The organism is Mesorhizobium calcicola, assembly GCF_042682105.1.
GTDB lineage: Bacteria > Pseudomonadota > Alphaproteobacteria > Rhizobiales > Rhizobiaceae > Mesorhizobium > Mesorhizobium calcicola.
The window spans coordinates 31246-45346 of the sequence record NZ_JBHUGY010000027.1; the positions used below are offsets into that span (position 1 = coordinate 31246).

Annotated in this window: 13 protein-coding genes; 9 read left to right on the plus strand and 4 right to left on the minus strand. The window is 63.2% G+C overall.

Annotation, left to right across the window (positions count from 1 at the left end; genetic code table 11):
- The first annotated feature begins 114 nt into the window (after window positions 1-114).
- Together ACFSQT_RS16930 and ACFSQT_RS16935 are read left to right on the plus strand one after the other, a co-directional pair.
- Window positions 115-921, plus strand: coding sequence for an autoinducer binding domain-containing protein (locus ACFSQT_RS16930; protein WP_379020923.1), 807 nt, complete (start codon window positions 115-117; stop codon window positions 919-921).
- Between the two features lie 112 nt (window positions 922-1033).
- Window positions 1034-1933 (plus strand): proline iminopeptidase-family hydrolase, encoded by a 900-nt coding sequence (locus ACFSQT_RS16935; RefSeq protein WP_379020527.1) that lies wholly within the window; start codon window positions 1034-1036, stop codon window positions 1931-1933.
- 85 nt (window positions 1934-2018) lie between these two features.
- Here ACFSQT_RS16935 and ACFSQT_RS16940 read toward each other — a convergent pair whose 3' ends face one another.
- Both ACFSQT_RS16940 and ACFSQT_RS16945 read right to left on the minus strand, forming a co-directional pair.
- The gene (locus ACFSQT_RS16940) at window positions 2019-2795 is read right to left on the minus strand and encodes an esterase family protein (protein WP_379020529.1); all 777 of its coding nucleotides are present in this window, start codon (window positions 2793-2795) and stop codon (window positions 2019-2021) included.
- A 4-nt stretch (window positions 2796-2799) separates the two neighbouring features.
- Complete coding sequence (locus tag ACFSQT_RS16945) at window positions 2800-3966, minus strand: ATP-grasp domain-containing protein (protein WP_379020531.1); 1167 nt, start codon at window positions 3964-3966, stop codon at window positions 2800-2802.
- Between the two features lie 527 nt (window positions 3967-4493).
- On the opposite strand from ACFSQT_RS16945, the gene leuA reads away from it, so the two are divergent.
- The 4 genes from leuA to ACFSQT_RS16965 all read left to right on the plus strand — a co-directional run bounded on the left by leuA (window position 4494) and on the right by ACFSQT_RS16965 (window position 9991).
- A complete protein-coding gene (leuA, locus tag ACFSQT_RS16950) occupies window positions 4494-6170 on the plus strand; it encodes a 2-isopropylmalate synthase (RefSeq protein WP_379020925.1) in 1677 nt (558 codons plus the stop codon).
- A gap of 352 nt (window positions 6171-6522) precedes the next feature.
- The gene (locus tag ACFSQT_RS16955; RefSeq protein WP_379020533.1) at window positions 6523-8283 is read left to right on the plus strand and encodes a tetratricopeptide repeat protein; all 1761 of its coding nucleotides are present in this window, start codon (window positions 6523-6525) and stop codon (window positions 8281-8283) included.
- Window positions 8284-8481: 198 nt separating this feature from the next.
- Window positions 8482-9285, plus strand: coding sequence for an alpha/beta fold hydrolase (locus tag ACFSQT_RS16960; RefSeq protein WP_379020535.1), 804 nt, complete (start codon window positions 8482-8484; stop codon window positions 9283-9285).
- Between the two features lie 88 nt (window positions 9286-9373).
- Window positions 9374-9991, plus strand: coding sequence for a hypothetical protein (locus ACFSQT_RS16965; protein WP_379020537.1), 618 nt, complete (start codon window positions 9374-9376; stop codon window positions 9989-9991).
- Here ACFSQT_RS16965 and ACFSQT_RS16970 read toward each other — a convergent pair.
- The gene (locus ACFSQT_RS16970; protein ID WP_379020927.1) at window positions 9975-10904 is read right to left on the minus strand and encodes a metallophosphoesterase family protein; all 930 of its coding nucleotides are present in this window, start codon (window positions 10902-10904) and stop codon (window positions 9975-9977) included. The genes ACFSQT_RS16965 and ACFSQT_RS16970 overlap by 17 nt on opposite strands.
- A 71-nt stretch (window positions 10905-10975) precedes the next feature.
- Between ACFSQT_RS16970 and ACFSQT_RS16975 the strand changes: the two genes are divergently transcribed.
- Complete coding sequence (locus ACFSQT_RS16975; protein WP_379020539.1) at window positions 10976-11473, plus strand: NUDIX domain-containing protein; 498 nt, start codon at window positions 10976-10978, stop codon at window positions 11471-11473.
- Between the two features lies 1 nt (window position 11474).
- Here ACFSQT_RS16975 and ACFSQT_RS16980 read toward each other — a convergent pair whose 3' ends face one another.
- Window positions 11475-12464, minus strand: coding sequence for a glutathione S-transferase family protein (locus tag ACFSQT_RS16980; RefSeq protein WP_379020541.1), 990 nt, complete (start codon window positions 12462-12464; stop codon window positions 11475-11477).
- 271 nt (window positions 12465-12735) lie between these two features.
- Between ACFSQT_RS16980 and ACFSQT_RS16985 the strand changes: the two genes are divergently transcribed.
- Together ACFSQT_RS16985 and ACFSQT_RS16990 are read left to right on the plus strand one after the other, a co-directional pair.
- Window positions 12736-13272, plus strand: a complete 537-nt coding sequence (locus tag ACFSQT_RS16985; protein ID WP_379020543.1) for a GNAT family N-acetyltransferase — start codon at window positions 12736-12738, stop codon at window positions 13270-13272.
- A gap of 61 nt (window positions 13273-13333) precedes the next feature.
- Window positions 13334-14095: a 3-hydroxyacyl-CoA dehydrogenase gene (locus ACFSQT_RS16990; RefSeq protein ID WP_379020545.1), complete on the plus strand. Its 762-nt coding sequence runs from the start codon at window positions 13334-13336 to the stop codon at window positions 14093-14095.
- Window positions 14096-14101: the final 6 nt, after the last annotated feature.

A 14101-nucleotide genomic window follows, 5' to 3' on the forward strand; every position in this document is an offset into this window, starting at 1 on the left:
TTGGCCCTCCGATCCATCGCGGACAACAAGGCGTGATCGCATATTGCTCATTTGTTGGGCATTTGGCGAACATGCACGTTTGACAAACATAGGCTGGCGAGTAAGCTTTTGCTCATGCAGGGTGTGTCCGGCGATTTCGAAAGTGAATTTCATACGGGGATGGGTGTCGACGCCGCGATGGCGGCGGCGATGCGCGTGCTTGCGCCCGCTGGCTTCACCTCGCTGATCTACGACTATACGCCGGTCCCGGTCAGCCATGACGGCGAGCTGATCACGCCTTCCCTGATGGCGCTCGCCAACGTGCCGACCGGCATGCAGGACCTCTGGTGCAAGGGTGGCTACTATCAGCTCGATCCGGTGCAGGAGGCGGCACTCACGGTGTCACGACCGTTCCTGTGGTCGCACAAGGGGTCGCAGAGCCCGGTCATGCGGCGCATCCTCCAGCGCAAGCATGATCCGGTGGTAGGCTACCTCCTGGACACCAAGATGACATGCGGCGTGACCGTGCCGATCCGCTTCGGCGGCGGCGATCTCGCCACCTTCACCGCGATCCGCCTCGATCCGGAGCCGAATTTCGAAGCCGAGGCACAGAGGATGCTGCCCGGCATTGGCGACCTTGGCCACCTGTTCCATGATTGCGTCTATGCCGGTTTCGATCAGCGCACCAGGACAAGCCAGTATTTCCACCTGACATCGCGGGAACGTCAGTGCCTGAGCCTGGCGGCTAGCGGGTTGACGGCCAAGCAGATCGCCCATGAGATCTGCCGCAGCGTGCCGACCGCGACGCTGCATCTCAACGCCGCCAGCCGCAAGCTCGGCGCCCGCAACCGCTTCCATGCCATCGCCCTGGCGGCCCATTACCGGTTGCTCGGACCGATCGGCCAGGGCCAGAACCTGCCCCGCCAACACCGCCAAAACTAACGTTATTGCTAGCTGGTCGGCTGCCGGTCCGCCTCTATACCCTTTGCCGCGAACAACGTCGGAGACCGCTGATCGGCGGGTCGCCGCGGAGCCAGCCAGGCGGAGGGACACGATGGACGATCTTGCAATATCGGAAGGTTACAGCGTCTACGGGCCATACAGGACCTGGTACCGTGTGACCGGAGACCTGGGTTCCGCCAAGCTGCCGCTGGTCGTTGCCCATGGCGGGCCCGGCTGCACCCACGACTATGTCGACAGCTTCAAGGACATTGCCGGCTTCGGCCGCGCCGTGATCCATTACGACCAGATCGGCAACGGCCGATCCACCCATCTGCCGGACAAGGGCGGCGACTTCTGGACGGTCGAATTCTTCCTTGGCGAACTGGATGCGCTGCTCGCCCATCTCGGCATCCAGCAGCGCTACGCCCTGCTCGGCCAGTCCTGGGGCGGGATGCTCGCCGCCGAGCACGCGGTGCGCCGGCCATCGGGCCTCAAGGCTCTGGTGCTCGCCAACTCGCTTGCCTCGATGAAGCTGTGGGTCGAGGGCGCGGGGCAGCTGCGCGCGGAACTGCCTGCGGCGGTGCGGCAGGCGCTCGACCGCCACGAAGCGGACGGCACGACGGACCATCGCGATTACCTCTCGGCGACCCGCGCGTTCTACGACCGGCACGTCTGCCGCGTCGTGCCTTGGCCGGCGGAGGTGGCGCGCACCTTCGCCGCCATCGACGCCGATCCCACCGTCTATCACACGATGAACGGTCCCAACGAATTCCACGTCGTCGGCACCATGCGCGACTGGACGATCATCGACCGGCTGCCGTTGATCGAGGCGCCGACATTAGCCTTTCGCGGCTTTTTTGACGAAGCCACGCCAGCCTGTGTCCAACCCTTCCTCGACCATATTCCCACGGTCGAAGGCCACGTCTTTCCGCTCTCGAGCCACATGCCGCATGTCGAGGAAAGACAGGATTGCATGGCTGTCACCGAAGCCTTCCTGGCCCGTCATGACTGACGCGCGGTAGCGCGAACATCGACAGGAGACCGACTGGGATCCTGAGATCCAGGTCAGGTCGGCATCACCTGAATATCAATGCGCCTTAATCCAGTCTGTGCATCAGGTCCTCATCCAGCCAGCGGCCGAAGAAATAGACCAGTTGCTTGTGCCACCACGGCCAGTCATGGCTGACATCGCCGCCCCAATAGTCGACCCAGGCGGGAATCGACCTGTCGCGCAGGATCTGTTCCAGCTTGCGTGTCTCGACCAGCATCCGCTCTTCCCAGGCGCCCTGTCCGCAGCAGAAGATCAGCCTGAGCGCCTTCAGGCGGGCAAGCAGTTTGGGGTCGACGATGCCTGGCAGATAGTCGAGCGGCGAGTTGTAGAAGATATCGCCTTCAAGTGCCTTGCCGAAGAAGTCGCGGGCCGAATAGACGCCCGACAGCGAAATCACGCCGCTGGCGAGTTCGGGAAAGCGAAAGACGAAGTTCGACGAATGGTAGCCGCCCATCGAACAGCCGGAGAACAGCGGCTTCAGCTTGCGCCCACCATTGGCCGTTGCTGCCGTGGACAGGAATTCCGGCAGCGCCTCCTCGCGCACGTAGCGGAAATAGGCTTCGTGCCGGGCGATGCGATGCGCGGCGTCGGCATGCTTGTCGAAGAAGGATTCCGAATCGATGCCGTCGACCGTGAACAGCTGGATACGGCCGGTGTCGATGAACTCGGCCAGCGCGCCGACCCCGCCGGAATCCTCGAACTGGTAGAACCGCCCTTGCGAGGTCGGGAACACCACCACAGGCCGGCCGGCATGGCCGTAGCGCTTGTATTCCATATCGCGGCCGAGATTGCGGGCGAAGTTCTTGTGATAGGAGATGTCCATCGCCTCACGCCTTTTCCGCGTGGATGTAGGCGACCGCTTCGCGCAGCGCCGCCGCGTCCTTGGAGCGCATCTGGTAGGCGTAATTTCCCATGGCGCGGCTGAAAACCTCTTCGATGGCCTGATGGTGGACGATCTTATCGCGATGCGCGGCTAGCACGTCCTCATGGCTGTGCAAATAGCTGAGCCGCCGCTTGCGGCTGGCATAGGCGGTGAAATACTTGCCCTCGTAGGGCCCGCCGGCGGCATCTTTCACCACCATGTCGGCCCATGCCGCGTAGACGTCGATGTCGAACGTGTAGTTGATCGCATCGGTCATCCAAGCGCCGGGCGGACGCATGTTGACCTCCAGCGCGATGACGCGGTCGTCCTTGGTCTCGAACAGCTCGATGTGGAAGAAGCGTTCGCGCACGTCGAACGCCTTCAGGATCTTGCGGCCGGCCTCCTCGACCGCCGGGCTGATCCGGGGAAAGCAGGTGTAGCTCATGTGGCGGTCCTTGTTGACCACCTCCATGACGCTCTGGTCGTAGCGGTGGCTGGCGGCCAGCACCACCTCGCCATCGCGGTTGACCAGCCCGTCGAAAGTCACCACCAGCCCCTCGATGAACTGCTCCATGACGAAGGTCACGTCCTCGGGCTTGTCCCTGAAGAACTGGTCGAGCTCTTTTGCGTTGGAAATCTTGAAGGTGTTCGAGGCGCCGGAGCCGCTGTCGGGCTTGACCACCACCGGATAGCCGACACGGCGGATGAAGGTCATGGCGCCGGCCCGGTCGGAGCATTTGCGCTGCGCGATGGTGTCGACGCCGCTCTTGCGGAAGAAGGCGCGCATGCGGCTCTTGCGCTTCAAATTCTTCACGAAATCGAGCTTGGTGCCATAGATGTTGAAGTCGGTGCGGATGTTGGCTTCCAACTCCAGCCAATGCTCGTTGAGCGATTCAAAACGGTCGATGCGGCCCCATTTGTGGATGAAGTGCCCTATCGCCCGGAACACCGGATCGTAGTCCTCCATGTCGGCGACACGGTAGTATTCGCTAAGCGCCGCCTTCAGCTTGCCGTCGAGCGCGTCATAGGGTGCGTCGCCGATGCCGAGCACCCTGGCCCCGGCCTTCTTCAAACGGTCGCAGAAATCCGCGCCATTGGCGGGAAAATGCGGCGAGAAGAACACGAAATTCATGGATGACCCCCTCCCGGCAACAGCACATCGCACCCCGTCGACGCCCAAGTCTGGCGTATTTGCGGCGCGTGGGGAAGAGCACTCAGGTCAGGGACGATATCCAACGGATCCCGGCCCGCCATGCGGCCCCCACTTGCCTCTCACACGCCGCTCCTGTAAGAGAACCGCCATGAACACGCGCCCCACCAACGCTTCCCGTCCGACCGGTTTTTCCGGCGAGACGGTGCGCGCGCTGGCTTCGACCCTGCTTCTTCTCGGCCTTATCGGCGATCGCCGGGTTCGCTGAAGGAGCGCCCGGCGGTCGAACCGCCGCGCAAGCGCATGCTCCTTGGCCAGTCACAAAATTGGCAAGTCACGTCAAGCGAACGAAATTCTGATAAAGGCGCCGCTCGCTATCGATCCACCCCGAGGGTGGAACCTGTGAGCCGCCGGGAGAAACAACGATGAACGCACGAGAAGAGATCCGCTCCGATGCCGCGGCAGCCGGCAAGGACGCGGCAAAAGCCATGCCTGAGGCAGCCCGGGGCATGCCTGACGCAGCCCGCAAGTACCAACCTTACCCCACAGTAGGTCTCACCGATCGCACCTGGCCCTCGAAGGTCATCGACAAGGCGCCGATCTGGTGCTCGGTCGACCTGCGCGACGGCAACCAGGCGCTGATCGATCCGATGGGCCACGAGCGCAAGGCGCGTATGTTCGCGCTGCTGCTCGACATGGGCTTCAAGGAGATCGAGATCGGCTTCCCATCGGCCTCGCAGACCGATTTCGATTTCGCCCGCTGGTGCATCGAAGAGGGCAACGTACCCGCCGATGTCTCACTGCAGGTGCTGGTGCAGTGCCGGCCGGAACTGATCACCCGCACCTTCGAGGCGCTCAAGGGCGCCACCAACCCGATCGTCCATTTCTACAATTCGACCAGCGAGTTGCAGCGTCGCGTCGTCTTCGAAAAGGACGTCGGCGGCATCAAGCGCATCGCCACCGACGCCGCCAAGATGATCACCGACATGGCGGCCAAGGCTGGCGGCGGCTACCGCTTCGAATATTCGCCGGAGAGCTTTACCGGCACCGAGCTCGAGGTCGCGCTGGAGATCTGCAACGCCGTCACAGAGATCGTCAGGCCGACGCCCGACAACAAGCTGATCATCAATCTGCCGTCGACGGTCGAGATGTCGACGCCCAACATCTACGCCGACCGCATCGAATGGATGTGCCGCAACCTCGACAATCGCGAGAACCTGCTGATCTCGCTGCATCCGCACAACGACCGCGGCACCGGCATCGCCACCACCGAGCTCGGCCTGATGGCGGGCGCCGACCGCGTCGAAGGCACGCTGTTCGGCAATGGCGAGCGCACCGGCAATGTCGACATCGTCACGCTGGCGCTCAACATGTACACGCAAGGCGTCGATCCGGGGATCGACTGCTCCGACATCAACCGGATGAAGGACGTCTACGAATATTCGAACCAGCTGAAGATCCCCGAGCGCCACCCCTATGTCGGCGAACTCGTCTACACTGCCTTTTCCGGCTCGCACCAGGACGCCATCAACAAGGGCATGAAGGCGTTGAAGAAGGCCAACACGAGCCTGTGGGAAGTGCCCTATCTGCCGATCGATCCGGCCGATGTCGGCCGCAGCTACGAAGCGATCATCCGCATCAACTCGCAGTCGGGCAAGGGCGGCATCGCCTATGTGCTGCAGGCCGATTACGGCCTCAACCTGCCGCGCAATTTGCAGATCGAGTTCAGCCAGGAGATCCAGGCGATCACCGATGCCGAGGGCAAGGAAGTGCCGGTCAGGCGCATCTACGAGCGCTTTCTCGAGACCTATGTCGATCAGCCGGGCGCGCGGCTGAAATTCATCGACCACCACACCTATCCCAGCACCGAGATCAAGGGCCGGCGCGTGGTCGAGGCAGTCATCCTCGACAACGGCAAGGAAGTGACGATTACCGGCACCGGCACCGGTCCGATCGACGGCTTCGTCGATGCGTTGTCGCGCCATCTTGGCATCGAGATGTCGGTGCTCGACTATTCCGAGCACTCGATGCAGCGCGGCTCCAACGCCTCGGCCATCTCCTATGTCGAGATGGAATATCCCGGCGGCAAGCTGTTCGGTGCCGGCATCAACACCAACATCGTCGCCGCCTCGCTGGAAGCGGTGATGTCGGCGGCCAACCGTATCGTTGGCCGCAAGGCAGGCTGACGCATGTCACCCAAAAGTGTGCAGCGGTTTTGGGTGACCTGCATAAAGGCTTGAAGCGCGTCGACTGAATCCGTTTCAACCCTACGCGCTTTAGAGTCATCGGCACGAAGACCGGAACCCGGTTGTCGTGCCGCGATTCTTCGGGGCCGTTCAAGGCGGCGGTGCACGGCGCGCCTCGTCAGACGCTCGGCACTACGATCAGGCTGTCATTTTGCGACTGTTCTCAGGATCATTAACCACCGAAGAATTATCCGGTGGGGTACGTGATCGCATAATGGGTGTATACTTGTGTAGCGGTGCGAGAACTATATGATCGCACCTCAACCTGTGCCGACTTCGAGAGGATCGACACTTGCAGCATGCCACGCCTGCCGCCCCCGCAGTGCGCGAGACACTGGAGCGACTGCTTGCCAGCCAGACGTTCGGACGATCCGAACGCGCGCGCAAGCTGTTGCGTTATCTTGTCGAACGCGAACAAGCCGGCGAAGCCGACAGGCTCAAGGGCTTCTCCATCGCCATGGATGTTTTCGGCAAGGACGGCGATTTCGATTCGTCCACCGATGCCGTGGTGCGGGTTCAGGCGGGCAGGCTGCGCGAGCTTCTGCAGCATTATTTCGCCAATGAGGGCGTGGCCGAGCCTGTCCGCATCGCCATTCCGCGTGGCGGCTATGTTCCTGCCTATGAGTTGAACGCGATCCGGCTGCCGGCCGAGGCTATGCCGGAACTCAAGCTGGATGGCGCCGCGCCCTCGGATCCGACCAGTGACGCCGGCACGGACATGCCGGATGTGTCACCGGCCTCCGCGACGCCCACCCCCTCGGTGGTGCGCCATCTCCGCTTCTTCTGGATGGCGATCGCCCTGGTCATCGCCATGCTGGGCGTGCTGATCCTTCGTCAGGGCAGCAGCGCCTTGCTGGCCGGTGGCGACACGTCGGCGACGCTTGAGACCGCCGGCACAACCAGCAGCATCGCGCCATCGGCAATGGCTGACGCCCTGCCGCTCGTCTATATCGACGTCAAGGCCGAAGGCGCCGACGCCAGCCGTGTCGCCGCGTCGCTGCGCGCCGGCCTGAGCGGCTTCGATACGATCGACTTCATCGGCCGCGACACCGCCACCGATCCGGCCGACGATGCCACCAGCTTCATATTCGACATTCTGCCTGGACCGAATGCCGGCGATATCACGATCGAACTGCAAAGCATGGCCTCCGGACGCGTCCTTCTTTCACGCAATCTGACCCCTGCCGACAGCGCACCAGCCGTGGTCGAAGACCGTATCGCCGACATGCTGAGCTCGGCGCTTCCCGCCTCGGGCACGATCTACAACTATATCGAGCAGACCAGCGCGCCAAACGGTCTGACGCAATGCCTGCTGCTCAACGACAAATATTATCTCGACCAGAACGCTAAAACCCATGAGGCTGCCTATCGCTGCCTCGAAACATTAGCCAATGGCGGAACGAAATCCTCGCTCGTCTATTCGGAACTTGCCTCCCTGCATCTCGAAGCGGTTTCCGATCATTACGCCTATCCACCCAATGCGACGATTGAGAAGGCCGTGGAGTTTGCCCATCGCGGCGTGCAAATGGGCCCGACCAGTCCTTATGCGCATCGCTCCTACGGCTACGTCAGTTCGCGCCTCGGCAATACGGACGAAGCGATCCGCTGGATGCGCAAGGCCTACGAACTCAATCCCTACGATCTCGGCATGGCTGCCGCTTACGGCTACGGGCTGATCTTCGCCGGCCGATACGCGGAGGGAACGCCGATACTCGACCATGCGGCGGAGACCTTCAGCGGCCATTCGACATGGTGGGACTACGGGCTGTTCATCGGTGAATTCATGCTCGGCGACATGAACAAGGCCGTCGCGGCCAGCATCGCACTGAGGACGACGGCAACGAAATCGCACTATCTTGCGGCGCGGCTGATCGGCGCCAAGGCTGCCGGACAGGACCATCTGGTGAGCACGCTGCTGGACGAACTGAACACCGAATTCCCTAAATTTGCCGCCGATCCGCGCGCGACCTTCGTCGAGCGGAAATATCCGTCCGACCTGACCGACCGGTTGGTCCAGGCTCTGCGCGCCGCCGGGCTCGGCAACGCAAGCTAATACCAATCGACACCCAAGGATGGAGCGCGCCACGTCCCGATGGTTTTCCCGCGCTCCGGCCGCCGAATGCCGGTTGGTCGCCGAGTTCCGTCCGCAACTGTACAAATCGCGAAGATTTTACTGGTCATCACGCAAGACTGGGAGCAATTCAGCCACAGTTGGTATCGCGCATCCTGCAATAACAAAAAATCAGCTTTCATGACCGCATCGCTTTTTGCCGCCGAACAGGGTGTTGGCTCGAAGGCCATCGTCCTGCTGCATGGATTCGGCGGTTGCCACGATGTCTGGCGCGAGGTGATTTCCGCTCTGGCGCCTTCCACGCACACGCTGGCCTATGATCTGCCGGGGCATGGGCTGTCGCTCGATTTTCCCGCGGCCGGTCCGGCCAAGGTGGCGGCACGGGCCGTGCTTGCCGATCTCTCGCAACGGAGACTGAAGCGCGTTCATCTCGTGGGCCACTCGATGGGCGGTGCGGTGGCGATGCTGATGGCGTTGGCCGAGCCCGCGAAAGTCGCCTCGCTGACGCTTCTGGCGCCGGGCGGTCTTGGCCCCGAGATAAACGGCCCGTTGTTGCGCCGCTATGCCGGCGCAGCGGACCGGTCCGAGATTCGGGCTTGCCTTGCTGCCATGTCCGGCCCCAGCAGTCTGCCTTCGGAGCGCATCGTGGATGTGCTTTGCGAGATGCGCGGACATCCTGGACAGGTGCCGAAGCTCGTCGAGATCGCAGCCGCCATGACCATGGACGACCGGCAAGGTGTCATCCCGCACGATCGTCTTGATGGATTGAACATGCCGGTGATGGTGGCGTGGGGAACCGATGACGCGGTGCTGCCCTTTACCCAGGCGGATGATCTGCCGGCGCATTTCCATGTGCACCATGTGCTGGAGGCCGGCCATATGCTGGCCGAGGAAGCACCCGACCTCGTCGCCGAGATCATTCGCCGCAACACCAACCGGCGGGCCAGGCCACAGCGCCCGAAATTCGCCGCCGCAGCCGGTTGACCTTTTCGCGCTGACCTCGATCTCGCCAGTGCATTTTGCCGGCGGCTGTGTTAACCCCGTGTTAACCAAACCCGCGAGGCAAACGCCGATGAAGGAAGCAGGCGAGAAGACCAACGACCAGTCGAAGAAGCTGTCCGATGCCATCCGTGATGTGAAGAATGCCTTCGCCGACCGCGACGATGTCGTCGTCGATATGCGCGAGGCCCATCGCATGCGCCTCGATCTGCTCGCCGCCGAACTGGCGCCGGTTTTTGCCGACGTTCCCTCCGACATGGACAATTTCGACTTCGTCGTCTCGTCCGGCTTGCAGCCGCGCCTGTGGATCGACGCCGTCAGCCATGTCGCCATGGGACGCGACCGCCGCACCTATCGCTTCCTCAAGGACACCCGCATTGGCCGGGTGGTGTTTGCCGAATCGACTGAGATGAAGCACGTCGCCGATCAGGTCACGCGCTATGTCGCCGAGCGGATCGTCGAGCGTCAGAGGATGATGGAAGGCGGAGTCGAGCCGGCTGTCGCCGGCATGAAACGCGCCGATGTGCCGGAGGCCGAACCGCCACTGCGGGCGATGACGCGCAGCAAGGGCTGGTCGGCGTTTCTGTCCGGCCTTGGGTTGATCGCCGCCGGCGCGCTGGTCGGACTGGTGGTATCGGTCGTCCTGTTCTGGGACCGCATCGTGGCCATGGGTCTCAGCTTGCGGCCATAGCCGCGCCGGCATCAGCACCCAGTTCCAGCGTCTGCAGATCGGATGGCGGTATGGCCGGCCCGGTCAGGCCGCGTCGCGTCAGCCGGATCCGCCAATCGCCCTTTTCGCCGTCGATGTCGAACAGATTGTACTGCGCCGCCGGGTGCTTGCCGCCCGGCGCCTGGCCGGCGGCAGCGACGCCGACCACCGGAACCCTGGCGCTTCGGGTGCCGATGAAGAAGAGCGACGGCAGATGCGAATGGCCGTGCAGGACAAGTTCGGCGCCATGGCGGCGAATGATCTTGTGGAAGCGGGCAATGCCGAACAGCCGCTTGTGCTGCGGGACGGCGCCGCGCACCGGCGGATGATGGATCATGATCGCGCGAAACAGCCCTTGTCCGGCCGTGGTGTCGAGCAGCTTGCCGAGCCGTTTCGCCTGACCCTCCATGAAGAAGCCATTGGCCATGAACGGCGCCGTGGCACGCGCCGTCGAGACGCCAATCAGCGCGACATCGCCGCGCACCCGCAGATAGGGGAATGCGTTGCGGTCGACCGGCGTGTTGATGCCGTCGCCGCTCATCCACGCCGCCCAGGACCGGCAGGCCTTATCGAAGGCGCCGGGCACATAGGCATCATGGTTTCCAGGAACGACCGAAACATCATGCGGCGGTCCCAGTGTCTCCAGCCAGTGCCTGGCCATCTCGATCTCGCCGTCGAGCGCCAGATTGACCAGATCGCCGGTGATGGCGAGGTGGTCGGGCGTGTTCGCCTTGATGTCGGCGACGATCGTGTCGATGACGGCATCATGCATGTGGCGGCGGCGGTTGCGCTGCCAGTTGACATAGCCGAGCACGCGCTTGGAGGCGAGATCGCGATAGGATACATCGGGGAGCGGCCCCAGATGGACATCGGAAATATGCGCGAGCCTGAACATCCATCCTTCATAGGCGACGGGCGCCCCGCTTTCCACTCAAGGTTTCCTTTCCACCCACGGTTTTGCATCTGATGGCGACGAACCCGGACGATGCCTTCCGCCAGGCCGGTTGGGCGGGCCTCAGGGCCCGGCTGTTCCATCTCTATTTCGTGCTGAGGCGGCCGATGACGCTTGGAGTGCGCGGCCTGATCCACGACACCGCGTCCAATTCCATCTTCCTCATTCGTCACACTTACGTGCCGGGCTGGCAGCTTCCCGGCGGCGGTGTCGAAGCCGGCGAGACGTTTGTCCAGGCGCTGGCACGCGAACTGGCCGAGGAAGGCAACATCGCACTGACGTCGCCGCCAGCGCTGAAGTCGATGCATTTCAATCGTCACGCCAGCCGGCGCGACCATGTCGGTTTCTACCTGATCGAGCATTTCAGCCAGGCGGCGCCAAAGCTGCCGGACCACGAAATTGCCGAGGCCGGCTTCTTTCCCCTGGATCGTTTGCCGGACGGCATCACACCGGCAACGCTGCGCCGGATCGCCGAGGTTTTCGGCGGTGAGCCACCCTCGCCCTACTGGTAGGTCACGCCGCTTTCTTGAACCGCGCCCGGTCATGCGGCACGCCATAATCGAGTTCCGGGCCAACCGGCACGATCCGCGTCGGGTTGATGGTCTCGTGGCTGCCGTAATAGTGCGCCTTGATGTGGTGCAGGTTCACGGTCCCGGCGACACCGGGCACCTGGTAGAGGTCGCGCAGATAGTTCGACAGGTTCGGATAATCGGCGATGCGCCGCAGGTTGCACTTGAAATGGCCGACATAGACCGGGTCGAAACGCACCAGGGTGGTGAACAGCCGCCAGTCGGCCTCGGTGATATGGTCGCCGACAAGATAGCGTTGCCTTGAGAGACGGTCCTCCAACGTGTCGAGTGCCGCAAACAACTCGCCAAACGCTTCCTCATAGGCGCCTTGCGTGGTGGCAAAGCCGGCGCGGTAGACGCCGTTGTTGACCGCGGGATAAACCAGCGCGTTGATCGCATCGATCTCGCCGCGCAGCGCCCGCGGATAGAAATCCAGGCTGGCATCGCCCCATTCGTCGAAGGCCGAATTCAGCATCCGGATGATCTCGGAGGATTCGTTGGAGACGATGGTCTGCTGCTTTTTGTCCCACAGCACCGGCACCGTCACCCGGCCCGAATAGGCAGGATCGGCCCTGGTGTAGATCTGGTGCAGAAAGTCGAGGCCATAGAGCGTGTCACCGGTTGCGCCATCCTGCGCCGCGAACTTCCAGCCATTGGCGCCCATGAAATGATGCACCACCGACACCGAGATAATGCCTTCCAGTCGCTTCAGCGCTCGAAAGATCAGCGTCCGGTGCGCCCACGGACAAGCGAGCGAGACATAGAGGTGATAGCGACCGGGCTCCGCCTTGAAGCCTCTGCTGCGGCCCTCGGCCGGCCTGCCATCACGGGTGATCCAGTCGCGCCACTGCGACTGCGCCCGCACGAACTTGCCGCCGCTGTCCTTGGTGTCGTACCAGCGGTCCTGCCATTTGCCGTCGACCAGCAATCCCATCGCATGTCCTTTCCTGTTTGCGTTCCATGTAGGGCGCGAGGCCCCGCTATGGAATCGCCTGGCGCTGAACAGACCGTCAAGCGGTCGGGTGGACCATCAAGCCGCCGATTGCAGCGGCAAGAAATTGATGCTAGCGGACAATCCGCATGTTCGACTTTGCTTGGATCCGGTTTGACCGACGACGAAAGGGCGCCCGCGCTTGATGAAGCGCTGACTGGCGAATGCTGCCGTTTGCAGCAAACCTTTCCTCCTATACCGGAACGCAAAGACCATGAGCCTTGCCGACGTGAAATACCTGCCGGAAATCCCGGCGCATGACCTCCAGATCGAAGCCATCAACGACGAAGCCTTCGGGCCCGGCCGCTTCGTGCTGGCCGCCTACAAGATCCGCGAGGCTGGCGGACACGAACGCTCGCTGTCCTTCGTCGCCGTCGACGGCGACCTCGTCGTCGCCTCGGTGCGCATGACCCGCATCGCCGCCGGGGCCGGCCGCGCCTTGATGCTCGGGCCGCTTGCGGTGCGGCCAGCCTTCAAGAATCTCGGCATCGGCCGCCGGCTGGTGGCGATCGCGCTGGAGGCGGCCGCCAAGGCCGGCGCGCCCGCCGTGATGCTGGTCGGTGACGAGCCTTACTACGGTCCGCTTGGTTTCAAGCGGATTCCGCGCGGCCAGATTTCGATGCCGCGCCCTGTCGATCTCGACCGGCTGCTGTCGCACGAGATCGTGCCGGGCACGGTCGCCAGGCTCTCGGGCGAGGTCTGCCACGCCAATCAGGCCAGGGTTGCCGAGCATATCGCGGCGATGGCTTGACCTTCCCCGTCGATCTGGCGCCTGATCCGTCCCACTGTCCCTGAGATCAAAGGATGTCGGCATGAACCCGAATGGCCAGATCGCGATCGTTACCGGCGGCGGCTCCGGTCTTGGTGAGGCAACGGCGCGCGCGTTGGCCGCCAAGGGCGCCCGCGTCGCCATCTTCGATGTCGGTATTGACCGCGCGGTGAAGGTCGCGGCCGAGATCGGCGGTATTGCCGTCCAATGCGACGTCAGCAGCGCCGACAGTGGGGGTGCCGCTCTCGCCGATGTCGCGGCCAGGCTTGGCGAGCCGCGCATCCTGGTCAATTGCGCCGGCATCGCCATCGGCGTGAAGACGGTCGGCAAGGATGGTCCGCATCCGCTCGATCAGTACCGCAAGGTGATCGAGGTCAATCTGATCGGCACGTTCAACATGATCCGCCTCGTCGCCGACCGCGCGTCAAAGCTCGATCCGCTGCAAGGCGGCGAGCGTGGCGTCATCGTCAACACGGCCTCGGTCGCCGCCTATGACGGCCAGATCGGCCAAGCCGCCTATGCAGCCTCCAAGGGCGGCGTCGTCGGCATGACGCTGCCGGTGGCGCGCGATCTCGCCCGTTCCGGCATTCGTGTCTGCACCATCGCGCCCGGCATCTTCAAGACGCCGATGATGGCCGGCATGCCGCAGGACGTGCAGGATTCATTGGGCGCCGCCGTGCCCTTCCCATCCCGCCTCGGCGAGCCATCCGAATATGCGGCACTTGCGCTGCACATCATCGAAAACCAGATGTTGAATGGCGAGACCATTCGTCTCGACGGCGCCATTCGCATGGCGCCGAAATAGCCGGTC

What these genes read in the sequence shown, in the direction of transcription:
- ACFSQT_RS16940 (WP_379020529.1), bottom strand. Translation starts at nt 2,795, where the DNA reads ATGGACATCTCCTATCACAAGAACTTCGCCCGCAATCTCGGCCGCGAT.
- ACFSQT_RS16975 (WP_379020539.1), top strand. Translation starts at nt 10,976, where the DNA reads ATGGCGACGAACCCGGACGATGCCTTCCGCCAGGCCGGTTGGGCGGGC.
- ACFSQT_RS16930 (WP_379020923.1), top strand. Translation starts at nt 115, where the DNA reads ATGCAGGGTGTGTCCGGCGATTTCGAAAGTGAATTTCATACGGGGATG.
- leuA (WP_379020925.1), top strand. Translation starts at nt 4,494, where the DNA reads ATGCCTGACGCAGCCCGCAAGTACCAACCTTACCCCACAGTAGGTCTC.
- ACFSQT_RS16985 (WP_379020543.1), top strand. Translation starts at nt 12,736, where the DNA reads ATGAGCCTTGCCGACGTGAAATACCTGCCGGAAATCCCGGCGCATGAC.
- ACFSQT_RS16960 (WP_379020535.1), top strand. Translation starts at nt 8,482, where the DNA reads ATGACCGCATCGCTTTTTGCCGCCGAACAGGGTGTTGGCTCGAAGGCC.
- ACFSQT_RS16935 (WP_379020527.1), top strand. Translation starts at nt 1,034, where the DNA reads ATGGACGATCTTGCAATATCGGAAGGTTACAGCGTCTACGGGCCATAC.
- ACFSQT_RS16945 (WP_379020531.1), bottom strand. Translation starts at nt 3,966, where the DNA reads ATGAATTTCGTGTTCTTCTCGCCGCATTTTCCCGCCAATGGCGCGGAT.
- ACFSQT_RS16965 (WP_379020537.1), top strand. Translation starts at nt 9,374, where the DNA reads ATGAAGGAAGCAGGCGAGAAGACCAACGACCAGTCGAAGAAGCTGTCC.
- ACFSQT_RS16990 (WP_379020545.1), top strand. Translation starts at nt 13,334, where the DNA reads ATGAACCCGAATGGCCAGATCGCGATCGTTACCGGCGGCGGCTCCGGT.
- ACFSQT_RS16970 (WP_379020927.1), bottom strand. Translation starts at nt 10,904, where the DNA reads ATGTTCAGGCTCGCGCATATTTCCGATGTCCATCTGGGGCCGCTCCCC.
- ACFSQT_RS16980 (WP_379020541.1), bottom strand. Translation starts at nt 12,464, where the DNA reads ATGGGATTGCTGGTCGACGGCAAATGGCAGGACCGCTGGTACGACACC.